Consider the following 25,721-nt stretch of genomic DNA (forward strand, 5'->3'; position numbering starts at 1 on the left):
ACGTTGCCCTAATGAAGATATTACTCATAGAAGATAGCCAGCAAATCGCCGAGGTGATATTCGATTACTTCGAAGCAAAAGGTGTCGTGCTTGACTACGCCGCCAATGGCAAACACGGCTTACAACTAGCGCAAACGGAAAAATTCGATTGCATCATATTGGATCTGATGTTGCCAAGCATTGACGGGATCAGCGTATGTAAAGCACTGAGAGCCGACGGTGACAATACGCCGATTGTTATGCTAACAGCTCGAGATACACACTCAGACGAGCTTTTGGGGTTTGACGTAGGCGCTGACGACTACATCGTTAAACCGTTTGACCTCGCCCTGCTTGAAGCGCGCATCAATAGTTTGGTTAGGCGACATTGTGGTAACGGGTTTAACAATGAAATTAATCAAAGCGGTATTAGGCTCGACTTAAAGACATATCAAGTCTGGCGCGATAATACCGAGATAAAACTTAACCCCAGCTGCTTTAAAATTCTCAAGTTGCTGCTTGAGCGCGCGCCTAATTTAGTCAGTCGCAGTGAAATTGAACAAATGCTATGGCCTGAAGAACCGCCAGAACAAGATGTATTACGCAAACACATTCATCAACTTAGAGTAAAAATTGATAAACCGTTTGCTGTTGACGTCATTAAAACCATTCCTAAACTAGGCTATCAAATTTCAGGTGAAACATGAAAAACACTGCGCCCATCAGCCGTAAAATACGCAAAGTTTATTTTTGGGGAGCGTTTACACTCTTAGTGTTTTACACCTTAGTGTTTAATCTAGCACTGCTTTTCACGGAAGATTCCAGCACCATTGAGCGCTTGAAATACGTTGCGCCAGATTACTTAGCCCACTATGAAAATGGCGATACAGGCATTATCACGGTCGATTCCTTAGTCACCTTGTATGACAGTTACGACCAACTACCACCTGTGTTAAAACCGCGATTAGACAAGGACTGGCACGGAGTTAGCAATTTTTTCTTTGAAGATGATTCTGAGCTTAATGTCTTTGCTCAACTCACCAATACGCCCACTGGCCATAAAATTACCTATGCAGTAGAGCGTATCGGCATTGTTGAAGTTAACGAATTCAACATCGCCCTTCTCGAGATTAGTATTTTTGTGATGGGACTCGTTATTTTTCTTATTATTGCCAGAGTGATCATTAGCACATTAGAGGCAATTACGTTACCGTTTATTGCGTTGGCTAAAGCACTTGAAAACAACACATCATTCGATAATTTGGCACTCACTCATCAAGGAAGCGAAACGTTTGAGTCTCATTTAACACTTACTGCGGTTAACCAGTATCGTACACGCATAGCGGCCTCAATAGAGCGAGAGCAAAACTTTACGCGCTACGTGAGTCATGAATTGCGCACTCCGATGTCGGTTATCAAAGGTTGTACGAGTTTGCTGCGCGCCAGTGAAGTACCTATGGTGTTAAAACAGTGTGGGCGAATTGACGATGCGTTGAATAACATGGCGCAATTAACGCAAACATTTTTAATGCTAGCGAGAAATAAAACCAAAGAAAGCTCTCTTACAGTAATTAATACAGCCTTTATTAGCGAGGCACTCTCACCGCTACACGCCAAAGCGCATGCTAATGACGTTACCTTGGACTATAAACTACTTGCACCATTCGAGTTAACGGTTGAGCCACTGCTAATGACAGTGCTGATACAAAACATCACGATCAACGCCATCAATTGTTCCCACGAAGGTAGCGTTAGCGTATTCATTACCCATCAAAAGCTGGAAATAGTTGATAACGGCGTTGGCTTAAATGCCACAGCGAGAGGTTATGAAGGCTTTGGCATTGGTTTACAGCTTGTTGAAGATATTTGTAAACGCTATCAGTGGCAATTTTCTTTGCAAAACAATGTACAGCAAGGCTGTACAGCGACCGTTTTGTTTGCGGTTTAGCCAGCTAAACCGCATTCCATGGCATATCGAACCAAACCAATGGTTGAGTCAATTCCCAGCTTTCGTTTGATATTTCGTTTGTGAGTTTCTACAGTTCTAGCACTGATGCCAAGCTCTATTGCAATGCACTTCTCGTTTAAGCCTTGAGAAACTAAATGCAAAACCAACCGTTCTCGGTGAGTAATATCAGCCAATGTCCCTGCAGAGAGCTGCTCGGACATCACTTCGATAATTTCACCACTAAAATAGGTCTTGCCTTTCGCGACGATTTTTATCGCATCAACCAGTTCATCACTCGTCACGTTTTTTAGCATAAAGCCAGCCACACCATAACGTATTGCCGCTAAGATGCAATCACGCTTGTTATACATACTTAGCATTACCACTTTACATTGTAAGTTGCGATCTTTAATCGCCTCTAGTAGATGAATACAATCAATATTTGGCATTGATATATCAATGACAACGACATCATAAGCATTTAACGTTAACAATGTGAGTGCTTCACGGCTATTAGCAGCTTCGCCGCTCACGTTAATTTCTGCTTCAAAACTGATCCGATAAATCAGACCTTCTCGAAATATCGGTTGTTCATCGACGATAAGTAACTTGATCACTTACGACTCTCGGTAAAGCCAGTTGTAAAGTTGTGTTCAGAACTAATTCGTTTTTTGGGCATTAAAGCGTTCAACGACTTTCTCTTTCTTTTGGGATTAATGTTTGGATGGATAACGGAATAAAACTCAAACAGACACGTGTACAAAGGTAATCATTTTTTGGCGGTGAGAACGTTAAACAAATGCTAATACTTGGCATTAACAGCATTAAGTTTCACTACGCTAATCAAAGTTTCTAGCACTGATTCAAACTCGCTGTGCAATTCTATTGATACAGGGCTGAATGTCTATGGCTAAAACGTTCTTTTAGTTAACGACTACCCGACTTGGTGAGTTAGCTGTGTCTTCACCTATGCTTTACGCAAAATTCAAACGACTCAAAAGATTTCACAACACTCAAAAAGCGCCTCTGATAACCCTATAAATATTTCACTTAGCCAGCCGATAACGAATATTTTCTTTCTTTAATGCTTTTATTGAAACTTGATATCTAAACGATAAGTAAGTATTTACTTGTTAAAATTATAGAGTTACCAGAGTTATTACCATTTACTCATTTAGAGTTATCAGAGTTATTTCCACTGCAAACCAAGGAGTTATAGGGGTTATTTACTTATTGTGCAACAGGGTTATTAGAGTTAGTATGAAAAATAAACTACAAGGAGTTAGTAAAGTGCTTTACCCAATTCGGTTTGAAAAAATTAGCGCTAATAATTTTGAAGTGAATGCTGTTGAAGTAAATGGTTTTGAAGTGTCAGTTCCAGACCTACCGGGTTGTCAGCTCAGTTGCACAGCAATCGCGCAAGGCTTTGACGACATTAAAGCAAGAATAACATCGCACTTAATGATTTTGGCCGAGTACAAAGAGCCTATTCCTTCAGCGAGCTCGTTAGATGACTTAATTAATCGCTCGCCGATTGACGGTAACGTACTGTGGATGTTGATTGATATTGATGTCACACCCTATCTCGGGAAAAGTCACAAAATCAACGTCACACTACCTGAGCTACTGATCAGCCAAATTGATGATCGGGTAAGCAAAAGCGAAGAATATACATCTCGCTCTGGCTTTATTGCACAGGCGTGTTTGTCAAAATTGGCTAAAACGAGAAAATAAAAGACCAGAAAGTAAAGGTGACTATACCTGTATCATCTTCTTACTAGCGCCTTAGCAATTGAGCATCTAAGCATTTAGCGGCCGATTGCATATCCTTTACGTGAGGTATTTTCCCTAACAAAGGGGCAGAAAAAGTGTTGATTAATTCGTTTATATTCTCTGTTTGATAAGCCATAGGCTCAATACAATTGGCAACCCAGCCGACAACCTGCAATCCGTCTTGCTCAATGGCTTGATAGGTAAGTATTGCGTGATTTAAACAACCTAGTTTCATATTAACGACAAGTATCACTTGCTGCTGTGTTTGCTGGGCAAAATCAGATAAGTATTCACCATTACCGAGCGGTAAACGCCAACCTCCAGCCCCTTCAGTGACGATAATTTCTGGCGAATATGCCTGGATGGCCTCAAAGTGACTGACGACCTGAGCACAGTTTATGGTTTTATCTAAGGTTTGTGCTGCAATATGTGGCGCTATTGGCTCCTCAAACGCTATGGGGTTAACACTGGCCATAGGTTGTTGACAATTCGCCACTTGGTGCAGCTGTTTCGCGTCTTCATTGATTAGCTCACCAGCTTGCCACTCGCACCCCGCTGAAATGGGTTTAAAACAGGCGACTTTATTGCTTCTTGCCAATAATGAAGTCAGCGCACAAGCGACAAGGGTTTTACCTGCATCGGTATCTGTTGCGGTGATAAAGAGGTGTTGAGTCATTTTTTAGCTATCGTTATTCAGTGATTTTCGTTGCTTACGCAGTATAGTTTCTTTAAGTAATCATTTTAGCCAATAACATTAGCTAATTGCCTTAACAGCAAGCCCAGAAAACACGCGATAGGTGGCGGGATAAATGCCGTTTGGCTCAACAAAGTCCTCGTAAGCTTTTGTCATTTGCTGCCATTTATCTTTACCTGCCAACCCTCGATTTTGCTTTTTAGGGACGTGATTAGCCCCTAGGCCTTTTAATTCTCGCGCTAAATGCAACACGTTCTCGTATTCTAAAATCACATCTTGCACATGGTGGCTTGATAGCTGCCAACCTTGCTTACTCAGCTGAGTTTTAATGTCGATGTCTTTTTTAAAATTGATAACATGCTTATCGTTGTCTACTTGCGCCCAAGCAGATTTTAATTCACGCAAAGTTTGATCGAGCAAAGTGGTAAAAACAAATTGTCCACTGGGTTTTAGTACACGAAATATCTCGTTAAACAAATGCGACAAATTTTCGCACCACTGAATAACAAGGTTCGAGTAAATTAAGTCAACACTATTGTCTTGAAAAGGTAAGTGATAGGCGTCACCAGCGACTAAGTGATTAACACGCTGACGATGGCTTTTGGTGTAATTTAGCATTTTGTTGGAGATATCAACGCCAATCACGCGGTCAAAGTTGCTCGATAGCAATTCAGTAAAAAAGCCTGTACCACAACCTAAATCAAGAACAGTTAACGCTTGCTGCTCAGGAAGCCAAGGCATTAAATGCTTGCCCGTATAACGCTGCAATCGCGCTGAAATATCGTAGGAATTAGTTGCTGAATCAAACGATTTAGCGATTTTTATTTGGTTTAACGTATTTGGCATCTACACCAATACCTCATTTAAACATTTTGCTAAATATTTGATATCCTTATCATTATGGTTTGCACAGATGGTTACACGTAACCGCGAAGTACCTTTAGGCACGGTCGGTGGACGTATTGCCGTTAGCCAAATTCCCTTTTGCTTTAATTGTTCACTTACCGCCAGTGCTTTTGTTTCACTTTGTACATTAATGGCATGAATCGAAGACGTTGTTGGCAACAAAGTGATGTCATCATTTAACGACGTTTTAAATAAACGAGTTAAACTTTGTAGCTTTTCTCGTCGCCATTTTTCCGTTTGCACTAATTCGATACTACGCTTTGTCGCCCAAGCAATAGCTGGCGAGATTGCCGTTGAATAAATATAGTGGCGAGCAAAATTAATCAAGTATTCGTGCAGCGATTCACTACACGCGACAAATGCCCCGTTGGTTGCCAATGCTTTACCAAAGGTCGCCATTACTATATCAACTTCTGTTGTCGCTATGCCTTGTCCTAGATCGCCTTTTATGCCAATACTGTGAGCTTCGTCAAGGTATGACATTGCATTTGCCTGCGTTGCAACTTCACACAGTTGATGACAATTCACTTCGTCGCCATCCATGCTAAACACCCCTTCACTGACAATCAGTTTGTCTTGTTGAGGCGCGTTATTACATAACTTCGCTAAATGAAGGTAGTCGTTATGACGAAAGCGTTTTACGGTTGCAGAAGACGCCAATGCTCCATCAATAATAGATGCATGTGAGAGTTTATCCAGTAGCAAGAGCACATCTTGTTGACCAAGTGCATGCATGACCGCTTGATTTGCAGCAAAGCCACTATTGAACAATAACACACGTTCACGCCCTAGCCACTCAGCAATAGTTGCTTCTAGTGCTTGATGCGCATAGTTAAACCCGGTAACCAAACTTGAAGCACTGGCCGATACACCATAGTTACTAGCGCCATCTCTCAGTGCGGCTTGGATCTCTGGGTGATTGCTCAAGCCCAAATAATCGTTAGAAGAAAAATTTAGGTACGCGTTACCATCAATACGGATAGTACGACCAGCAACTCCCTCAATGGTCACGCGCTGGCGATAGCGATTATGCTCAGTTTGCTGAGCCAATCGCTCAGCAATAAAGTTGAATTTCATTGACTGCGCTAATCTGACAAACTAGCCAGCGTTGTAAAACAGATCTTGATTTTCTTGTTCACTGAGCGCGGTGTGAATTTTCTTTTCTTCACTGCCATCATCAACCAAAGATTCAATGGTCTCGGTATTAATACCTAGCTTATTAAACAAGGCAACATCTTGGTTGGTTTCTGGGTTTGCCGCGGTGAGTAATTTACAGCCATAGAAAATTGAGTTGGCACCGGCCAAGAAACACAGAGATTGCATTTGTTCATTCATGGTTTCACGACCCGCTGATAAGCGCACATGACTTTGGGGCATCATAATACGCGCCACAGCAATACAACGAATAAAGTCGAACTCGTCTAAATCAGCCACATCAGCAAGCGGTGTGCCGTCAATTTTAACGAGCATATTAATTGGCACACTCTCAGGCTGTGGTTGTAAGTTCGCCAGTTGGACAAGCAGCGAGGCGCGATCATTGGCTTCCTCACCTAAGCCAACAATACCACCGCTACATACTTTCATCCCGGCAGCGCGAACATTGTCTAACGTGTCGAGTCTATCTTGGTATGTACGTGTGGTGATAATTTGGTTGTAATGCTCTGGCGAGGTATCCAAGTTGTGATTGTAGTAATCTAACCCAGCTGCTTGCAGTGACTGGGCTTGATCTTTAGACAGCATGCCTAAAGTCATACAAGTTTCTAACCCGAGTGCTTTAACGCCTTTTACCATGTCGGTCACATAAGGCATATCACGCTCTTTGGGATTGCGCCACGCAGCCCCCATACAAAAGCGTGTAGAGCCTTGAGCTTTCGCTTTTTTAGCCGCTTCCAGCACTTTTTCAACTTCCATTAAACGCTCTTTTTCAATATCAGTTTTATAGCGAGCGCTTTGCGAGCAGTACTTACAATCTTCTGGGCAAGCACCTGTTTTGATCGACAACAAGGTACTGACTTGCACTTCATTGGCATTAAAGTGCTGACGGTGCACCGTTTGTGCTTCAAACATTAAATCATTAAAAGGTTTATTGAATAACGCGTTTACTTGATCAAGTGTCCAATTGTGTCGAACATGAGATAAATTTTCTGTCATAGTGTGCCCGTCGTTGCTGTATTGCCAGCGAATAAATTTAGGAGTAGTCTAGCCGCCAAGTAAAAGATGTCAACGCAGACCAGAATAACAAGTTAACATATGAACAATAAATACACAGGTGATTTAGCTTTCGACCGTGAGCATATCTGGCACCCCTACACATCAATGACCCAGCCACTGCCTAGCTATCAAGTGAAAAGTGCATGTGGCGTGCATTTAACATTAGCAAGTGGTCAGCAAGTGATTGATGGTATGTCCTCATGGTGGGCCGTTATTCATGGCTACAATCACCCTCGCCTCAACCAAGCCGTTTCAAGCCAGCTGGAAAAAATGGCACATGTGATGTTTGGTGGTTTGACCCATGAACCAGCAATAGCCTTGTGTAAAAAGCTCGTTCAATTAACACCAGATGGCCTTGAAAAAGTATTTCTAGCCGATAGCGGCTCAGTAGCTGTTGAAGTGGCCATCAAAATGGCAATCCAGTACTGGCATAGCCGAGGTAAACCACAAAAGAACAAGCTGTTAACGGTAAAAAATGGCTACCACGGGGATACCTTCGCGGCAATGTCGGTCTGTGATCCAGTCAACGGTATGCATCAATTGTTTGCCGATTCGATAAACCAACACTTTTTTGCCGATGCGCCGCAAACTCGATTTGGTGAAAACTGGCAAGCGGAAGATATCTTGCCGTTAAAAGCGCTATTTGAACAATATCACCAAGAAATCGCCGCGTTTATCGTCGAGCCGATTGTGCAAGGCGCTGGCGGCATGCGAATTTATCATCCGCAGTATCTGGCTGAATGTCGAAAGCTCTGTGATCAATACCAAGTGCTGATGATCGTTGATGAAATTGCAACGGGATTTGGCCGCACAGGCAAGTTATTTGCCAGTGAATGGGCAAATATCACACCAGACATTATGTGCTTAGGCAAAGCGCTCACTGGTGGCTATATGACGCTAGCGGCAACACTGACCACCAAGCATATTGCTGAAACCATTAGTAACGGTGAGGCGGGCTGTTTTATGCATGGTCCAACGTTTATGGGGAACCCGCTGGCATGTGCGGTGGCAGATGAAAGCTTAGCGATTTTGATGGAAAACCAATGGCAAGCGCAGGTCAAAGGTATTGAGACAAAGTTGGAGAAGTTAATTAACCCATTAAAAAAACATTCGCGTGTCGCTGATACGCGAGTGCTTGGCGCAATAGGAGTAATTGAAGCGAAGCGAGCCGTAAATATGGAAAAGATTCAAGCATTGTTCGTCAAGCAAGGGGTTTGGATTCGCCCATTCGGCAAATTGATCTATTTAATGCCACCGTTTATTAGCAGCGATAAAGAGCTTGAAAAGCTAGTGGCCGCAATATCGTTAGCGCTGGAGCAAGATGAGTGTTTTCGGTAGGTGTCACCGATTTTGTTGGTTGCCAATTAATTACCAGTAGGCATTAAACGCTATATATAGTACCCATGCCGCGCAGATAACAAACAACAAGACGAAATTGTAGTATTTGTTGTCGGTCGCGCGGCGCGTTCTAAACTGGCTTAATACGATACTCGCTAAGCTGAAAATCGCCGTGAGCCATAGTAACGCATACAAATAATCTGTCAGTGGGGTTGCCCAATAGTCGCGGACTTCAATGCCTTTGTAACGAGTGATACCGTATGAACGCTCAGGTGCAGCGTAAAATGAAACGACTAAAGCAACGGTAAATAATAACCATCCAATAAGCGATAACCACTGCAATACTTTCACCCAAGTATCTTTGTGCTCTCGGCGCTCTATATCAGGCCATTTTGAGTTTGAATCCATCTTTACTACATCCAAATATCAGGCATCGCTTGCTTAAACAGTCTGTTTGCGAATTAATTAGCTAAATTACGTAACTTTTACTTGTTAAACACAATAGTCACGTTAACATAATACGCCCTAAAATTATGTATTATTTATAACGAAAACGAGGTCATTCAATGTCAGTTATTTCAATTACTGATGTCTTAGCAGGCAAATTCCCTGTTAATGAAGAGATCACTGTGCACGGCTGGATCCGCACTCGCCGCGACTCAAAAGCAGGTATCTCATTTTTAGCTATTCACGATGGTTCATGTTTCGACGCCATCCAAGCTGTTGTTCCGAATGATCTGAATAATTACGAAGCAGAAGTTTTAAAACTAACGACTGGTTGTTCAGTAAAAGTCACGGGCACTTTGGTTGAATCGCAAGGCCAAGGTCAAGCGTTTGAAATTCAAGCAACTGGCGTAGAAGTATTGGGCTATGTAGAAGACCCTGACACTTACCCAATGGCAGCAAAACGCCACAGCATTGAATTCTTGCGTGAACAAGCACATTTACGCGCTCGCACTAACTTAGGTGGTGCTGTTACTCGTGTTCGCAACACGCTAGCGCAAGCAATTCACCGCTTTTTCCACGAAAAAGGCTATTTCTGGATTGCGACACCATTAATTACAGCAAGTGACTGTGAAGGTGCTGGCGAAATGTTCCGCGTAAGCACGTTAGACATGGAAAACTTACCACGCACTGACAAAGGCGAAGTGGATTACAGTGAAGATTTCTTCGGTAAAGAAGCATTCTTAACCGTATCTGGCCAGCTAAATGTGGAAACCTACTGTAGCGCCCTATCAAAAGTATATACCTTTGGTCCAACATTCCGCGCCGAGAACTCAAATACCTCTCGTCACTTAGCAGAGTTCTGGATGGTAGAGCCAGAAATTGCCTTTGCAAACCTGTCTGATGCGGCTGATTTAGCAGAAGATATGTTGAAGTACGTACTTAAAGCATTGCTTGAAGAGCGTGCTGACGATATGGCGTTTTTCCAGCAACGTGTTGATAAAACGGTTATCGATCGCTTAAATGCGCTAATCAACACCGACTTTGTTCGCATGGATTACACTGATGCGATCGAGATTTTAGAAAACTGCGGTAAGAAATTCGAAAACCCAGTGTCTTGGGGAATCGACTTAAACTCAGAGCATGAGCGTTACTTAGCCGAAGAGCATGTTGGCGCACCAATCATTCTACAAAACTACCCCAAAGACATTAAAGCCTTCTACATGCGCTTAAATGATGACGGTAAAACGGTTGCAGCGATGGACATTCTTGCCCCAGGTATTGGTGAAATCATCGGCGGTGCTCAACGTGAAGAACGTCTAGACGTTCTTGACAAGCGTTTAGCCGAAATGGACTTAGATCCTGCAGATTACAGCTGGTATCGCGACTTACGCCGTTACGGCACCGTACCACATGCCGGTTTTGGTTTAGGTTTCGAGCGTTTGATTGCTTATGCAACGGGTATCGCTAACGTACGTGATGTGATCCCATTCCCGCGTACACCAAAAAGCGCTGCATTCTAGTCATAATTCAGCTAAACCACTGAAATGACAAAGCCCAGCAAATTGCTGGGCTTAATTAGATGGTTCGCCTCACCTCTAAGCTAGCTCAGCTAATCTTAGAGTTAGGCAAATAAAAGAGGCAAACCATCATGTCATTAATTAAAGTGCTTGGTATCGATTTAGGCAAATCCACATTTCATTTAGTTGGTCATGACCACTCAGGTCGAGAGCAGCTAAGACGCAAATTCAACCGCAAACAACTCCTTCAGTTTTTAGTCAAACACGAGCCAGTCACCATAGCGATGGAGTCTTGTGGAGGAAGTCACTGGTTAGCTCGTAAACTAGTGTCATTTGGCCATCAAGTTAAGCTAATCCCTCCTCAATATGTAAAACCTTACGTTAAAACCAATAAAAATGATTTTATTGACGCGGATGCCATAGCAGAAGCTGCGACACGACCTTCTATGCGCTTTGTCAGTATAAAAACGGAAGAAGCTCAGGTGATTGCCGTTATTCAGCGTATTCGGGCTAGCTATATCAAAGAGCGCACAGCTTGCATGTCACGCATTGGCGCTATCTTACTTGAATTTGGTATGAGCTTTCCTAGAGGACATAGCCAAATGAAGCAATTATTTCAGTGGCTAGCAGAGCATAAAGCGTCAATCAGTCCCATGTTGATGCTTGAGCTTGTTGAACATCATGAATATTACACACACCTTAATACCCTCATACAAAAACAAGATAAAAAGCTAACCGAATTAGTTTCAAAAGACGAACGCGCTCAATTGCTAAAAACCATTCCTGGCGTGGGAGACTTAACAGCAAGCCGCTGTTTATCTGACATTAGTAATGCTCAAGATTTTAAAAATGGTCGTCATATGGCGTCATGGCTTGGATTAGTTCCTCATCAGCACTCGACCGGCGGTAAATCGACGTTACTAGGGATTAGCAAGCGTGGTAACAAATCCTTACGTACGTTATTTATCCACGGAGCTAGGGCATTGATGTCACGACCAGAGTTAGCGAGTAAATGCTTTGGAGAGTGGCTCGTCAACCTCAGGGCAAGGAAACCTTATAACGTTGCAGTGGTCGCGTTAGCCAATAAGCTAGCTCGCATCTCATGGTCAGTCATGGTGACGAAACAACCATTTAAAATAACTGTTTAACCCGAATTTGCAATGGATAATGAAGATGACAAAACGATTAATTGGCTAGGTTGAAGACCTGACACAAAAAACAGCATGTTAATAATGCTTTGGGCTTTTTGAGGACAATCTAGCGCGGATCTCATCGTGGAGCGGGTGATATGCCTATGACTCCGAATACATTAGCGCAAATCACCCCGTTATCGAAATATCACTTGCAATAACGAGGCGAACCATACATTTTAGTACTTGTCTTTTAGCTTTTACAAAGTTTCTGCAATAGCCTTAGCCATTGATTAACAATTCAAGTTCATCACCATAGCTTAACCCTGCAATAAAAGGCGCAATAAGTTCTACCACGTTATTTGGTTGAAAATGCCCTACTTTAGTTTCAGCTTTGGGTTGATAGATAAATGCTGAATAGTGCTTGCCTTGATGTGTAATTTGGCAAGCGTAGAAATCGAAATGCTCTGCGGGCCAATCGGTTGTCCATTTGACGTCTTTAAAACGATAATCGGCTTTGCCAAACTGAACACTCTGCGCTGCTTGGCTTACTTGATTAGGCTGCTCAAGTGCCAGATTAATCGTGCCGTTGAACATCTCTGACAAATCTAGCCCTAGCTTTTTAAAAAAAGGTTTTTGTAGTGCTATCGTTCCTGCTGAAAATGGCGAGTTAGTGGCTTTGCCTGAAGCCACTTGATGACCTTTGATAACTCGCCCTGTAATTTTCATCGTCATTGTTTAGACAATTTGCTTAGAGAATTTGATTAATGAGTGTTAGTCAACAATGAATTCGTTGACTTGGTGTTTATCTGCTGTGGTGTTCACACCGATTAACTCTGCGATAAACCCAAATACGTGAATGTTCTCAAATGCTGCCATTGTTCCCGCCTTAATATTGGGACCGGATGCAAAAAATACAGCTTCCATTTGTTTAGTATCCGCTAAGTCATAACCATGAGTGGCTGCCGATTGGTGTTTTTTTTCAGTAAAAATTACACCCGGCGCTGCGTTAACAATTAGATCAGGTAACACATCAGCTTGTGCTTGGTTTGTTGGCGTAAAGTGCCAGTGGTTCGGGTAGTTACCTGCTAAATACGCTCGGTATTCACCTTTAGCTTTTTTATTGATGGTTTTCACTGATGTTGCCAGTAGTTCTTTGTTGTCTGAGTAGACATACAACTGCGTTTGACCATTAACAATGACGGCTTGTTTAGCAAGGGAGCGCGGTATTACTTTAGGTTGTAAAAGTTTCTTTTTGATTGTTGCCATACCGTGGTCAGAAACAATTACCAAGTTGATCTCAATACCTTCTTTATCAAGTATCGTCAAAAATTCACCCATTAACTGATCAAGCTCAGCAACAGCAGCTTTTGCTTCGTCAGAGGCAATACCGTGATCGTGATTAGCTGAATCGACTACTGAAAAATAGCTGGTGATAAATTGAGGCCGTTTCGCTTGAGGCAATTTTAGCCAGTCAATCACCTGCATTAAACGCTGTCGATTTGTATGGCTACCATCGTACTCTTCATAATAGCTAGGACGGGTATTAAATAAATTAGCATCTGATGTTGGCCAGAAGTAAGTCGCCGAAGTAACCCCTTGCTCCTCAGCTAATACCCACAACGGTTTAGCGAGCAACCAGCTTGGATCTTCTTTTGTTTTCCCCATGCGATAGCGATTATTTCGTTTTCTACTATAAAAGCCGTTATGAATAATGCCATGTTCAAGTGGGGACTTGCCCGTAACGATAGATATATGATTTGGAAAGGTTTTTGTTGGAAATACCGGGAGTAACGCGTTACTAGATAACCCCTTGTTTTTTATCGCTGTTAAGTGTTTTGGCGAGAGTAATTCAAATTGCTCTTGGCTAAAGCCATCGATAGATATAAGTACCGTAGGTGCTTTATTTGCGAACGCTAATGGGGATAAAAAAATGCTTAAAACAAGCACAAGCGACGTTGCTAACTTCACTATGACTCCGTTTGTTGAATAAATAAATGATTGATTAGATAACGTGAATTTCTGACAAAAGTTCACAAGATCTTGGATAATACCACTTGAAATAACTACTTAATCATTCAGCGAGAATTAAAAGGCTTAGAGGCAAGGCATTGATTGCAGAGAATGGTTATTCCCTTGTCAAAATCAATAACGCAGCATATGAGCCTTTTAAACTCGCCCTTTGGGAGCGTGTCAGCGTCGCGATAATTGCGCCAAATTCATTGGATGTAGAATAATATCGGCATGAATTTGGCTTATTCTCCCACCGCTGACAACGCTCTGAATTGATCAATTAATTAATTCAATTGGTATAAATCAAGGTTAAAAATAGGCGATAAAAAAAGGAGCATAATGCTCCTTTTGTGTGGCAAGGATATTAAACGAATAAATCTTTTATATTTGCTAAATCCGTTTTACCGTTGGCGATTTCCTCTGGTGTTAAACCCGATAATTCATGTGGGAAAACCAACCACTCTTCTGATTCGTGGACATAGTAGTCAGGCACAATGTCTACCTTGGAATTTTTCGGCTTGTACCAAGGACATGCAACACGTACATCAGTTGGCATGTTGTTGCGCATTAACACTTTCAATTGCTTGATCAAGGCATCAATACTGCGGCCAGAATCAAATACATCATCAACGATTAGTAAGCCATCGCCAGCATTTGCGTTTTCGATAATGTAGTGTAACCCGTGAACCTTAATTTCTTTGCTCTGCTGATTAATACCGTAGTATGACGATGTACGTACAGCAATGTGGTCAGTCTCTACTTTTTTGAAATCAAAGAACTCTTGCACAGCAATACCAATAGGTGCGCCACCACGCCAAATACCAACGATAAATTCAGGTCTAAAGCCGTCTTCATAAACTTTGGCGGCTAGTTTGAATGAGTCTTCAAGTAACTCTTGTGCTGAGATATATTTTTTTTCCATCGAGGAAACTACCTGTAAATTAAAGCTAAGGTTTAACCTGTAATTGTAACAAAGGCTGACTAGTTGGTTAACTACTTTGAACGAATATGTTGATCTAAATAGCGTAGATGCAAATAAATCGAATTTGTCGCACGCCAAAAAAACACGTTATTAATATTTTCTATGGTATCGGAACTTTGGTGGTAATGATTGTGCGTGCCGACACCAAAATAGAGAAAAGGAATACCCGCTTTATAAAAAGCCCCATGATCGCTTGCCAGCCGCCATTGGCGCTTAGTTAAATGAAGGCCATAACGTTTATTGCGAAATCCCTTTTTTACGGGAACCCAGGACTTGGTGTGCAACGCTTTAAAATCAGTCATATTTTGCGGTGTTAATAAGTGATGTAAATCGTGGTTTAAATAACGCAATGCCCGTGTTGAACTTATACCTGCAATCATATCAAGATTCACGTTTAACACCGTATTGGCAATAATTTTCGGATTATCCACAATAAATGCTTTTGCGCCCTGCAAATTGTCTTCTTCGCCATCAGTAAACAACAAAACAATGTTATGAAACGGCTTGCTGTGTTGAAATAATCTAGCTATTTCAATCAAGGCGGCAACGCCAGAGGCATTATCGTCAGCACCATTAAACACACCTCTGCTATTACTGCCGATGTGATCGTAATGAGCTGACAACACGATCGTTGGCGATACCATACCCTCGCTAGTATTTTTAAAGCCTTCGCCTTTTATCCACGCGACAACATTAATGCCCTGTTTTTTAGCTCCTGAGATCGTATAAGTAAAGTGTTGAAAGTATGGTTGGCCTTGAGCCAAAGGTGCGACTTCCATGGCAACTAAGGCACTGTGGATATAATCGGCACTTTGCAGTGCCCCTTGAGTTCCTGTCGCACGCCCCTGCATTTCGTCACTCGCCAAAACCGCGATATGTTCGAGCAAATGTGCTTTTTCAATGAGGGCTGAAGATTCCGGTGGAGAGTTGAAATTACGAGCAGTAAAGCTACAACTAGACAAGTTGGCCAATATCAGCAGGCACATAACAACTTTTAGCATGCTATTGGTTTATAATACTCAGCTTGGCAAGGTATTGGCGCTCTATGTCAGGAGATTTGTTAGAGCGGATTGCTCTTTTCATGGCGATTTTCGCCGATTCCTTTCTACCTAATGCATTAAAAATTTTCGCCAAGCCATAGTGAAACTCGTGAATACTGCCATCTATTTTGATCGCTCGTTGATAATGACGAATGGCACTTTCAAAGTTGCCTTCGTAAAAATCCTCATCAGCTAACAAGGCGTGGTAATAAGGGTTTCTAATTCGTTGTTTTAGAATGGCACTGTCAATGCGTCTTGCTTCATCAAAGCGCCCTTCCATCGCCAGTAAAATAGAGAGATTAGTTAATGTGTTAAGACTTTTGCCATCAATGCTGATTGCATGGCGATAAGTCGCTTCAGCGAGCTCATTTTGCCCTGTAAAGCGATATAAAATACCTAAATTCGCCCAGCCGGATGAGAAATTAGGGGCGATTTTTACCGCTTCACTAAAGTAGCGATAAGCGGTGTCATAATCACTTTTGACCAATGCATCAGCGCCTTTGTTGTTGTAAAACATTGCAGTCACTGTGTTTATCCCGACCTTTTTCTTGGGAAATTTTTTCTTTTTAACAAAAGGATCAAAATCTATTTCTATATCTGAGCCACCCCACACAACATTAACATTGGGATCATTACTTCTCACCCCTGGCACAAGTAAATTGACATGCCCAGTCAGTAAATTGTACTCCCCGTTGCGAACCCAGTACTCAGGCACCTTAACGTCTTGAAACACAATGTCTAACCCGGAGGCTTTCGCCATGGCATACGCCATAATGGTTAACGACATACAGTTAGCGGTCTTACTGTGATACGCCTGACTAGCGGTTAGATTGGCATTACTTTGGTAGGCAAGCCCTGCATTATTATCGCTAAAAATATGACGAATAAGCTTCATGGCTTTATTGTGCTTAGAGCGCTCAGACATAAAACTACTGCGCACGACACTTCGCATTTCATCACTTAACGCAAAAATTTCATCTTGGCTTTCAACGCCAAGGTTTTTAGCATTGGGAAAAGCGTCATCCACAATCAGTAATTCGGGATTAACTGAAGCGACGCCTGCTGACGTAACTGGTGTTGTTGCATTACAACCAACAAGACTAAAAACAAATGGTAACAGCAATAAGGCTACCTTATGCATAAATCACCTCTTATACCAATTGAATTAATTAATTGATCAATTCAGAGCGTTGTCAGCGGTGGGAGAATAAGCCAAATTTATGCCGATATAGTTATTCTACATCCAATGAATTTGGCGTAATTATCGCGACGCTGACACGCTCCCAAAGGGCGAGTTTAAAAGGCTCATATGCTGCGTTATTGATTTTGACAAGGGAATAACCATTCTCTGCAATCAATGCCTTGCCTCTAAGCCTTTTAATTCTCGCTGAATGATTAAGTAGTTATTTCAAGTGGTATTACACCTTACTTCATATAAGCATAATGTAAATTTAGTAATTTGCCTTTGTCCCCTCATTAAATTAATAACTCGTTACAAATTTCAAAAGGCTACTCGTGCGTTTTTGATCTAATTAATATGCTAAAAATGAAGATAAAAACTGGTGCGTTTAAGAAGAAATGTTACGAGCAACACATTAGTTATCCAGAGCTGATGTGATGGTCTTCTCCTTATTCGGCATCTACGTGCCATGATTGAAGTATCAACATGCAATCAAAACGGGAGAAGACCAAATGCAGATTACAACAATTGGTATTGATATAGCAAAAAAACTATTTCATGTGGTGTGCTGTAACAGCAAGAATAAAATCATCCGAAAGAAAATGCTCAGACGCAGTCAACTAATGGATTATTTATCAAATATCCCAAGGTGTTTAGTTGCAATGGAAGCCTGTGCAACATCAAATTATTGGGGCAGAGAAATAATGGCACTGGGGCATCAAGTAAAATTATTACCACCCCAGCATGTGAAAGCTTTTTTAACGGGCAATAAAAATGATTACAACGATGCTCATGCAATTGTTGTTACCTCTGGGCAAGCACACATAAAAGCAGTTCCGGTGAAATCAGTTGAGCAGCAAGACAATCAAATAGTACATGCGGTGAGAGAATTAGCCATCAGGCAACGTACTGCTTTGTGTAATCAAATTAGAGGGTTGTTACTTGAATATGGTATTAGCGTCAGCAAAGGGATTAACAATTTACGCAAAGAGGTGGTTCATTTACAGGATGATACCTCAGCGCTTAGTCAAACATTCAAACAAGTACTTAGCCTATTATATAATCAACTCTCGTTACTAGATGATAGTATAGCGCAGCATAACCAGCGGATAACACAGCAAGCTAATCACCATGAAACTTGTTTGCGATTACAGACTATTCCAGGCGTTGGTCCATTAGTGGCTACAAGTATTTTTAATGAAATAGGTCATGGTAGCGCTTATAAACGAGGTCGAGAGGTATCAGCCTCAATAGGGTTAGTGCCTCGCCAGCACAGTACAGGTGGTAAAGAACGACTGCTTGGGATAAGTAAGCGAGGAAATCGCTATTTACGATGTTTGCTTATCCAAGGAGCAAAAGCGGTTGTCTTTAGAGCGAAGCATAAGACAGACAAGCTTAGTTTGTGGATAAACAGAATTGTTGTCACACGAGGGCACAATAAAGCGTGCGTTGCCTACGCAAACAAAATGGCAAGAATAGCTTGGGCTATTACCGTTTCAGGTGAGAGTTACCAAGCGATATAAATACTCTTCAGCGAATTGCGAAGGTAAGTGGCGAGATGACATAACAGGTCAAACCGGCATAGTGAAAACCTGATAACCCCAACGGACGATAAACCCCGAAGAGCTGATAAGGACACTATGCGCGATTTACATCTAGGCCAGAGCATAAAAAGGTTGCTCATAAACAGGCCGAATATATGACAGCAAACCTGTCCCTGTTATCAAAAACTCACCTTGCAATATGGGAGGAGACCATATATGAGGTTAAATAGGCTTCAATAACTGTAAATTGAGAGAAGCAATTTATTACTAGCGTTAGCCGTAGGGCTAATCTTTAAAATAATCGACTAAATGATCAATGATCGATCGAATACGAGAAGTTAAATGCCTGTTTGGAGGGTAAATGGCATTTAGTGCGAAATCGTCGGTTTGCAAGTCTTCAAATAGTATATTAACGTCTCCGCGCTCAATATAATCTTTCACCAAATAACTAGGTACTCGACCAATTCCAACGCCACTAAGTACCATATTGACAATCGCTTCTGGTGAGTTTGATCTGAACGAGCCTGTTATTGGCACCGCAAATATTGTTCTTCCCTGTTTAAACTTCCAATGCATAGGGTCAACCGACGAGCTGAAAATAAGGCAGTCATGTGTAGAAAGCGCATCTGGGTGCTTTGGTACGCCCATGCGGCTAAGGTATTCTGGAGAAGAAATCACCACAACACTCATATTGAGTAACTTTCGAGCAACCAGGGTCGAGTCCTCGAGTTCACCAAAACGAATCGCTAAATCAAACCCATCCTCTACCAGTGACACGCGCTTATCAGACAGTTGTAAATCAATAGACACTCGTGGATGATTTTTTTTAAATAAATCTAGGGCTTTAACGAGCTCATTACTACCAAAGGAGGTTGGCGCAGCAATCCTGATTGGGCCAGCTAACTCCTGCTGCTTTGATTGAATGACCCCTTCTAACTCATTGTATTGATCGAGAATGGCGACACAGCGATCAAAATAAACACGACCTAGCTCAGTCACCGTAACACTTCTGGTTGTTCGGTTAAGCAATTGCGCCCCTAACTTAGACTCCAACTGTGCCACATATTTACTTGCTAGCTTGGTACTTATCCCTAGCATTTTAGCGCCTCCGGTAAAGGACTTTTGCTTAGCAACAGCAATAAAGGTTTCCATTCCGGTCAAGGTATCCATAATGTGCTCCTTATGAATAATATGTTCACAGTCACTCTATATAACACTATATTATCACTTTAATATAGCTAACCTAATCCTAGCTTGATTAGACTTTTACACCCCAATTGTGACAGCCGAATAGATAAAATGAATAACATCCAAAGACAACAATACTTTAAAAGACTTGAGCTAAGTGAAGTAGACAAAACGTATGCGGGACTCAAAGCGCTACAAGAGCAGCATATGAAGAAAATTCCTTTTGAGAACCTAGACGTAGTGGTAGGTAGAGACATCCTTTTGTCGCCAGAGTATTTATTTAACAAAATTGTTGAACGAAAAAGAGGTGGCTATTGTTTTGAGTTGAACTTACTCTACGCATCACTCCTTAGTTCGCTGGGCTTCAAGCCTAAACCCGTGATGGGGAGAGTTTGGTTGCGTAACCCAAAGCAAATGCCCCCTCGAAATCACCTAGCTCACTTACTAACGTTAGAAGAGAAAACCTATCTTACCGATGTTGGCTTTGGCGCACTAGCACCTAGAGTGCCACTAGATATAAATTCCAGCCAAGAAATAGAAGATGGTGACGGAATCGTGAGAATCATCAACACTGCCCCTAACCAATACATGGTGCAGCGAAAAGTAGCAAGTCAATGGGAAAATCAATACAGTTTCGAAGATATAGAAATTAGCCATGATGACATTCAGATTGCCAATTTTTTCATGTCAAAGAGTGAGTCTTCTCACTTTTACCAGCATCGATTTATCGGCATATTTACCGAAGATGGACGGATGGGATTATTTGACAATAAATTGACTAAACGCATTGGCATTAATACCGTAGAAAGCTCAGACGTTTCAACACCCGAGAAATGGCTTTCAACCCTAAAAAACACATTCAATATGGAGTTAGATTTCTCAGATAACGAGCTCTCTATATTGTTTTCGATAAACCGGGGCTAGCTCAAGTCATCATGAGCTTATGAAAAACAAAGACTTAGCTAACCGCTTATAAAATGGATTCTACAACTTAGCACTCATGAACGACATCCTGTTTGATTTTTGGTCGTTACGGGATAACAAAAATTCACATTCATGAATAATAACGGTTAAATATTTCCAAATTAAAACTTGGAAAATTAACCTTTTTGCTTACATTGATATGTCGATGTAAGTACCTACAAGGCGACAAAACTCTCCACCTCAGTTAAAAACACCAGTTAGCCTTCTCATGTAAGTAACCGACTATAAACATTTTGTTCATAGTCATTCCATAATAAAGCGCATTATCATTTTTATATGGTTAATCTACTATTTACCTCGCTAGCATCAATTCACTTTTGATTAACTAAATATACGAGGACTTACCATGTCAAACGCACTTAAAATTTACAGCTTCCCTCTATCTGGTCACTCCCACCGAGTGATCTTATTTGCCAGTCTAGCCGGAATTGCTTATGAAATTATCAATTTGGATCTAGCAAATGGCGAGCATAAAAAGCAACCTTACCTATCAATCAACCCTGCCGGCCAAGTGCCTGCGATTGTTGATGGCACTACTGCGATAGCAGATTCCAATGCCATATTGGTATATCTCGCACGAAAATATGCACCGACCTTTCTACCTGAAGATCCAGTAAATGAGGCTGAAGTGCAAAAGTACCTTTCACTTGCAGCGGGCGAAATTGCTTTTGGGCCAGCGGCAGCGCGTCTCATTAATGTATTCAACGCGGATCTAGATCGTGAATTTACCCATACAATTGCTGCACAAGCGTTAACCAAATTAGAAACATCGCTTACAGGTAAAGACTTTCTTGTGGGTAACAAGCCTTCTATCGCGGATGTTGCCATCTATAGCTATGTTGCACATGCCCCTGAAGGCGATATTTCATTAGAGCCGTACCCAAATGTCCGTCGCCTACTAAAAAACATTGAAGCCTTACATGGCTTCATTCCATTCAAAGCAACTAAAGTTGGTTTAGCTGCATAATACATTGCTTGCTAACTGCTTTTCTATATGAGGAAGGAAGGTGTCTACCGAGTTATTTGTGCTTGCTATGGCGGGTGGTTTTCTCTTACTACTCGCCTTAGTTCAGGCACTTGTAACATTTTTACGCTGGGTCTATTGACGACAGGTTGCACACGCAATTGTCTATGTCATTCAAACTCCTTGGCTTAGAACAACGGCTTGAGGTGTCGCTGGCTTCGTACTCACGGCACCTCCAATCATTGATTAATCAAGATTGACCAGTCGCGGTGGCGAAAAAGAAACCGGTAGATGTCGCATGGTATCGATATCTACCTTTTTATGACACTAAACGGACACAAAATTCATACTAAGAAATTGATAATTCGTCATATTTTTATATTTTATTTTCTTCACTTAGGTACTGGAAACAGCCGCCTCGCAGAAATCAAGTGACTAAAATATCAACACTGTGAAATACTGTTTTAACTGGTTATAAGGAAAGAGTCATGGCACACAAACCCATCAAAAAGAATGTGTTAATGTTATTAGCCGAAGGCTTTGAACTAATGGAAACCTCATGTTTTACCGATGTACTAGCTTGGGCAAGTTTTCTAGATCACGTTGATATCAAGTTAACAACTTCATCAACGACAGGCACGGTTAACACCGCATTTGGCGGCTTTAATGTCACAACAGATTCGACCATAGCGCAATTAAATTTAGATAGCTTTGACGCGCTTGCTATTCCAGGTGGAATGGAATGGGCCGGCTTTTTTGAGAACGCCCTATCTAAAGGATTTATTGCGGTAGTGAAACACTTTATCGCACAACGTAAGCCAGTAGCTGCTGTTTGTGTTGCCTCAACCTATATTGCCAAGAGTGGCGAATTTGTCGGAAGAAAGGCAACCATTTATCACTCCCAAACCGGTAAACACAAAGCCAAACTTGAAGGTATGGGGGTAAAATTTATTGATAAACCTGTTGTTGAAAGTGCCAATGTCATTACATCTACAGGGCCGGGCACTGCCGTCGAGGTAGCATTAGCCTTACTTGGTCAGTTAGCCGATGCAAATACCGTTAATGCGACACGACAAATGATGCGTATCCCTACCCCAGATAAAGATTGGTATCTACCGCAAGTTCAGTGACAAACACAAGATTAAGCAATATTAAATATTAGATGAGAAGTTTTAGGTAAATAAAACTTTCCGTTGATTTATTATTCACAGTACCCAATTTGCGTGAAGCAAAAGCCTTTGATATTCACTGACTCGTGGGCAAAGCCTCCGAGCGAATTGAGCACATTTCAGTTGCATTTTATGCCTTTTGCCCACCTAATCTCTCGTCCTATAGGGACATCCAGTTTCCGATGCAGTCTCATATTGCGATAAAAGCTAGCCTCGATGGTAAAGGTGAGAAATTAACAATGTAGGAATTGAAGAAGAGACAAAGCCGCCAGATAACAAGCCAGTAATCTGACCATCTTTAACTTCTAGATATACCATAATCAGGCTAGGTGAAGGTGTTTTCATAACCCCCTTGGCCAGTATGCACACTAGTTTTATCTAAGCCCGCTTTATCCTAACGTAAACAAGCTAAAGGTCCAGCAGCCGTTTCTGTAGCGGATTCATCGTTGAAGTTAACAATCAATCGTAACCTCAACAAGCCCGCTATCATTACTAGCAGCAGGCCGCGCACAGCAAAGAACAACCTCATTTTCATTATCGAAGTCGCATTGTGGTTGCTGGCTATAGTTAACACTTCCCGCTTTTTTCTTCACCACACAACTGCCACAAGAACCGTTTCTACAACCAAAATCAGGAGCCAAACCATGCTGTTCAGCAAACTCTAGTAAGCTTCCTTGATCAGGCGTCCATTCCTGCTCCACTTGCGACTTTTCGAACGTTACTAACGCTTGCTCAGCGTCGATAACAGCAGGCTGATTACTTTGTTCTGTTTGTCGAGCAATAGCACCTGACCCAAACGCTTCTGCAAAAATATTATTGTCATTAATACCGAGTGCTAAACACATGTCGTACATAGATTGCATATATGTTTGAGGGCCGCAAATGAACACTTGGTAGTTGTCTAGTCTTAAAGCCGCTTTAAGCACCTCTGCGTTTAACCGACCCTGAACTTGATAATCAAGCCCTGGTTGCGCATCTTGTGGATCACTTAACACCCAATAAACCTTCATCAAACCTTTTGAACGATCAGCTAATTGATTTAACTCATCGTAAAATGAACGCTCCTGCGGCGTTCTTGCTGAACAAAACACGTATAACTCACGTAAGTGCCTAGTGCGTGTTGTGTCCAGAATACAATGCCTAGCCATCGATAAAATTGGGGTGATACCAATACCGCCCGCCAGTAATATTGCAGGCCGCTGTTCTAAAGGGTCGATAACAAAGCCGCCTCTGGGCGCCTTGCATTCAATAATGTCCCCGACCGCCAACTCATAGTGCATATAATTTGAAAATACACCGTTAGTTTCTCGTTTAATTGCAATGCGATAATGCTCATCATGAGGAGAGCACGCCAACGTATAGGTGCGAATCTGGGGTTGACCGTCGACATCAGTTTTTAACGTCAGGAATTGTCCTGCCTCGAATGTTGGCTTGACACCACTAACGGGGCTCAAATAAAAGGCTTTCACATTTCGGCTTTCTTGTTCAACCTTAACAAGGCGATAATCCTGCCAAGTATGCAAGTTTTTGTGCGATTGTTTTTGCGCTTCAGCCGCCAGCCAAGTACCAGTAATTTCAGTTGTTGATGCATAATTATCAAAGTCAAAAACGAATGGTAAAACCCCTTTCATTCGAACTAAACGCGTTACCTTAAACTGCCATGCACGCTCTGCCCCTTGAAAGTGTTCAATATCTGATTCCTGCCAAAGGATCTCAGCATGTCCAGTTAACGAAATAACATCACCGCGTTCAAAGTCGATAAACAAAAGACCAGCAGCGGAGTTAACCTGAAAATTGCCGAGCGTATTAAAATGGTTATTCCCTAAATAATCAGGAATAGTCAGAGTTTTCTTGTCGTCAATGCGAACAAAACCTGGCTTTCCACCTCGGTGAGACACATCGGCACCAGAAGCTTGCCCAGCGACCGCTTCACCGCTATGACTAGCAACAAAAAACGTATCGGCTTGTGCAATGAGCGCCATTGTAGCCTCATCAAAATAAGTGAACCTTTCAATAGCAATAGTAGGCTGCACTGCTCTTACTTTTATACTTCTCGACTGAATATATTGGGGACAATTGCCAAATGTTTGATCTATGGTTAATTCAAAGCCTGCTTTACTCTTTTGGTTGAGGGTTGCTGAGAACCTGTTTCGACGGCGAGTTGCTAGTTCTATCCCCAAAAAACCGACTTTCAGGCCAGTCGATAGTGATTCTGCTAACGGGTCGCCTGGCAATGGCTTGGTATTAATCTGGATGTGGTATTCATCAGGGGTTGATATAAAACCTGGCTCGCCACATAAAATTGACGCCCACACCTGCCCACTCGAATCAGAGTGGCCGGTAAACAGAAAAGGAAGTTGGTGGTAAAACTCTCGGTGTTGCTGCGGAAAGTGATCGCGAATAACACGCCGACCAAAGGTTTCCATGCGATCCCGCACGCCAAGTTGTTCCTGAATGTACTGCTCGCCTTGGTGAAATGGCGAATCTGAGACATTAATTTCCACTGTCTTGTTCCTCACTGGCTAGACATACTTCAACAACTTCGGGTGGTAAAAAGTGCAAGTCAAAGCCAGCACTTACCCAGATACTGGACCAACTTAGTTCAATATAATCAAATAGTTTACGCCATTGCATTACAACACTCCTCTGTTAGTAAGATATGTCTTTTTTGACAGTCAATAACTGTATTTTCTAACGCTTGAAATTCATATGTT

At 41.9% G+C, this 25,721-nt stretch carries 25 protein-coding genes; 10 read left to right on the forward strand and 15 right to left on the reverse strand.

Annotation, left to right across the window (positions count from 1 at the left end; genetic code table 11):
• The first annotated feature begins 11 nt into the window (after nt 1-11).
• Nucleotides 12-686, forward strand: coding sequence for a response regulator transcription factor (locus tag DXX93_RS10490; protein ID WP_116008058.1), 675 nt, complete (start codon nt 12-14; stop codon nt 684-686).
• Nucleotides 683-1,927 carry a sensor histidine kinase gene (locus tag DXX93_RS10495; RefSeq protein WP_116008059.1) on the forward strand — a complete coding sequence of 415 codons (1,245 nt, stop codon included), beginning with the start codon at nt 683-685 and terminating at the stop codon, nt 1,925-1,927. Before DXX93_RS10490 ends, DXX93_RS10495 begins: the two co-directional genes overlap by 4 nt.
• Here the strand turns inward: DXX93_RS10495 and DXX93_RS10500 are convergent.
• Nucleotides 1,924-2,544, reverse strand: a complete 621-nt coding sequence (locus DXX93_RS10500; RefSeq protein ID WP_116008060.1) for a response regulator — start codon at nt 2,542-2,544, stop codon at nt 1,924-1,926. The two genes, DXX93_RS10495 and DXX93_RS10500, sit on opposite strands and share 4 nt — an antisense overlap.
• Nucleotides 2,545-3,187: 643 nt before the next feature.
• Between DXX93_RS10500 and DXX93_RS10505 the strand changes: the two genes are divergently transcribed.
• A complete protein-coding gene (locus DXX93_RS10505; RefSeq protein ID WP_116008061.1) occupies nt 3,188-3,661 on the forward strand; it encodes a type II toxin-antitoxin system HicB family antitoxin in 474 nt (157 codons plus the stop codon).
• 43 nt (nt 3,662-3,704) lie between these two features.
• On the opposite strand, the gene bioD is transcribed toward DXX93_RS10505, so the two are convergent.
• From bioD to bioB, 4 genes are all read right to left on the reverse strand, one after another.
• Nucleotides 3,705-4,376 carry a dethiobiotin synthase gene (bioD, locus tag DXX93_RS10510; protein WP_116008062.1) on the reverse strand — a complete coding sequence of 224 codons (672 nt, stop codon included), beginning with the start codon at nt 4,374-4,376 and terminating at the stop codon, nt 3,705-3,707.
• Nucleotides 4,377-4,454: 78 nt separating this feature from the next.
• Nucleotides 4,455-5,240, reverse strand: coding sequence for a malonyl-ACP O-methyltransferase BioC (bioC, locus tag DXX93_RS10515; RefSeq protein ID WP_116008063.1), 786 nt, complete (start codon nt 5,238-5,240; stop codon nt 4,455-4,457).
• Nucleotides 5,241-6,377 carry an aminotransferase class I/II-fold pyridoxal phosphate-dependent enzyme gene (locus DXX93_RS10520; protein ID WP_116008064.1) on the reverse strand — a complete coding sequence of 379 codons (1,137 nt, stop codon included), beginning with the start codon at nt 6,375-6,377 and terminating at the stop codon, nt 5,241-5,243.
• A gap of 21 nt (nt 6,378-6,398) precedes the next feature.
• Complete coding sequence (gene bioB / locus DXX93_RS10525) at nt 6,399-7,451, reverse strand: biotin synthase BioB (protein ID WP_116008065.1); 1,053 nt, start codon at nt 7,449-7,451, stop codon at nt 6,399-6,401.
• Between the two features lie 99 nt (nt 7,452-7,550).
• Between bioB and bioA the strand changes: the two genes are divergently transcribed.
• Nucleotides 7,551-8,849: an adenosylmethionine--8-amino-7-oxononanoate transaminase gene (gene bioA, locus DXX93_RS10530; RefSeq protein ID WP_116008066.1), complete on the forward strand. Its 1,299-nt coding sequence runs from the start codon at nt 7,551-7,553 to the stop codon at nt 8,847-8,849.
• A gap of 30 nt (nt 8,850-8,879) precedes the next feature.
• On the opposite strand, the gene DXX93_RS10535 is transcribed toward bioA, so the two are convergent.
• Nucleotides 8,880-9,257, reverse strand: a complete 378-nt coding sequence (locus DXX93_RS10535; RefSeq protein ID WP_116008067.1) for a hypothetical protein — start codon at nt 9,255-9,257, stop codon at nt 8,880-8,882.
• Nucleotides 9,258-9,415: 158 nt separating this feature from the next.
• On the opposite strand from DXX93_RS10535, the gene asnS reads away from it, so the two are divergent.
• Nucleotides 9,416-10,816: an asparagine--tRNA ligase gene (gene asnS / locus DXX93_RS10540; RefSeq protein WP_116008068.1), complete on the forward strand. Its 1,401-nt coding sequence runs from the start codon at nt 9,416-9,418 to the stop codon at nt 10,814-10,816.
• A gap of 128 nt (nt 10,817-10,944) precedes the next feature.
• On the forward strand, nt 10,945-11,961 hold the full coding sequence (locus DXX93_RS10545; RefSeq protein WP_116008069.1) for an IS110 family transposase: 1,017 nt from the start codon (nt 10,945-10,947) through the stop codon (nt 11,959-11,961).
• Between the two features lie 264 nt (nt 11,962-12,225).
• Here DXX93_RS10545 and DXX93_RS10550 read toward each other — a convergent pair whose 3' ends face one another.
• The 5 genes from DXX93_RS10550 to DXX93_RS10570 form a co-directional block, all read right to left on the reverse strand.
• Nucleotides 12,226-12,678 (reverse strand): hypothetical protein, encoded by a 453-nt coding sequence (locus DXX93_RS10550; protein ID WP_116008070.1) that lies wholly within the window; start codon nt 12,676-12,678, stop codon nt 12,226-12,228.
• A gap of 39 nt (nt 12,679-12,717) precedes the next feature.
• Entirely contained in the window at nt 12,718-13,914 is a 1,197-nt protein-coding gene (locus tag DXX93_RS10555; RefSeq protein ID WP_181902198.1) for an alkaline phosphatase family protein, read from the reverse strand.
• A 406-nt stretch (nt 13,915-14,320) separates the two neighbouring features.
• Entirely contained in the window at nt 14,321-14,878 is a 558-nt protein-coding gene (locus tag DXX93_RS10560) for a phosphoribosyltransferase (RefSeq protein ID WP_116008072.1), read from the reverse strand.
• A gap of 71 nt (nt 14,879-14,949) precedes the next feature.
• Nucleotides 14,950-15,939 carry a M28 family peptidase gene (locus DXX93_RS10565; RefSeq protein WP_116008073.1) on the reverse strand — a complete coding sequence of 330 codons (990 nt, stop codon included), beginning with the start codon at nt 15,937-15,939 and terminating at the stop codon, nt 14,950-14,952.
• A gap of 1 nt (nt 15,940) precedes the next feature.
• The gene (locus DXX93_RS10570; protein WP_116008074.1) at nt 15,941-17,119 is read right to left on the reverse strand and encodes a tetratricopeptide repeat protein; all 1,179 of its coding nucleotides are present in this window, start codon (nt 17,117-17,119) and stop codon (nt 15,941-15,943) included.
• A gap of 551 nt (nt 17,120-17,670) precedes the next feature.
• Here DXX93_RS10570 and DXX93_RS10575 point away from each other — a divergent pair.
• Nucleotides 17,671-18,681 carry an IS110 family transposase gene (locus DXX93_RS10575; RefSeq protein ID WP_116009918.1) on the forward strand — a complete coding sequence of 337 codons (1,011 nt, stop codon included), beginning with the start codon at nt 17,671-17,673 and terminating at the stop codon, nt 18,679-18,681.
• A 306-nt stretch (nt 18,682-18,987) separates the two neighbouring features.
• Here DXX93_RS10575 and DXX93_RS10580 read toward each other — a convergent pair whose 3' ends face one another.
• Nucleotides 18,988-19,872, reverse strand: coding sequence for a LysR family transcriptional regulator (locus DXX93_RS10580; RefSeq protein ID WP_116008075.1), 885 nt, complete (start codon nt 19,870-19,872; stop codon nt 18,988-18,990).
• A gap of 129 nt (nt 19,873-20,001) precedes the next feature.
• Here DXX93_RS10580 and DXX93_RS10585 point away from each other — a divergent pair, with 129 nt between their 5' ends.
• The 3 genes from DXX93_RS10585 to DXX93_RS10595 all read left to right on the forward strand — a co-directional run bounded on the left by DXX93_RS10585 (nt 20,002) and on the right by DXX93_RS10595 (nt 22,968).
• On the forward strand, nt 20,002-20,814 hold the full coding sequence (locus DXX93_RS10585; RefSeq protein ID WP_116008076.1) for an arylamine N-acetyltransferase family protein: 813 nt from the start codon (nt 20,002-20,004) through the stop codon (nt 20,812-20,814).
• Nucleotides 20,815-21,220: 406 nt separating this feature from the next.
• Nucleotides 21,221-21,841: a glutathione S-transferase family protein gene (locus DXX93_RS10590; protein ID WP_116008077.1), complete on the forward strand. Its 621-nt coding sequence runs from the start codon at nt 21,221-21,223 to the stop codon at nt 21,839-21,841.
• A gap of 485 nt (nt 21,842-22,326) precedes the next feature.
• On the forward strand, nt 22,327-22,968 hold the full coding sequence (locus DXX93_RS10595) for a DJ-1/PfpI family protein (RefSeq protein WP_116008078.1): 642 nt from the start codon (nt 22,327-22,329) through the stop codon (nt 22,966-22,968).
• A 246-nt stretch (nt 22,969-23,214) separates the two neighbouring features.
• On the opposite strand, the gene DXX93_RS20795 is transcribed toward DXX93_RS10595, so the two are convergent.
• From DXX93_RS20795 to DXX93_RS20800, 3 genes are all read right to left on the reverse strand, one after another.
• Complete coding sequence (locus DXX93_RS20795; RefSeq protein WP_181902199.1) at nt 23,215-23,352, reverse strand: hypothetical protein; 138 nt, start codon at nt 23,350-23,352, stop codon at nt 23,215-23,217.
• A 107-nt stretch (nt 23,353-23,459) separates the two neighbouring features.
• Entirely contained in the window at nt 23,460-25,511 is a 2,052-nt protein-coding gene (locus DXX93_RS10600) for an FAD-binding oxidoreductase (protein ID WP_258872649.1), read from the reverse strand.
• Entirely contained in the window at nt 25,501-25,641 is a 141-nt protein-coding gene (locus DXX93_RS20800; protein ID WP_181902200.1) for a hypothetical protein, read from the reverse strand. Before DXX93_RS20800 ends, DXX93_RS10600 begins: the two co-directional genes overlap by 11 nt.
• Nucleotides 25,642-25,721: the final 80 nt, after the last annotated feature.

The sequence above is a fragment of the Thalassotalea euphylliae genome (genome assembly GCF_003390335.1).
Classification (GTDB): domain Bacteria; phylum Pseudomonadota; class Gammaproteobacteria; order Enterobacterales; family Alteromonadaceae; genus Thalassotalea_F; species Thalassotalea_F euphylliae_B.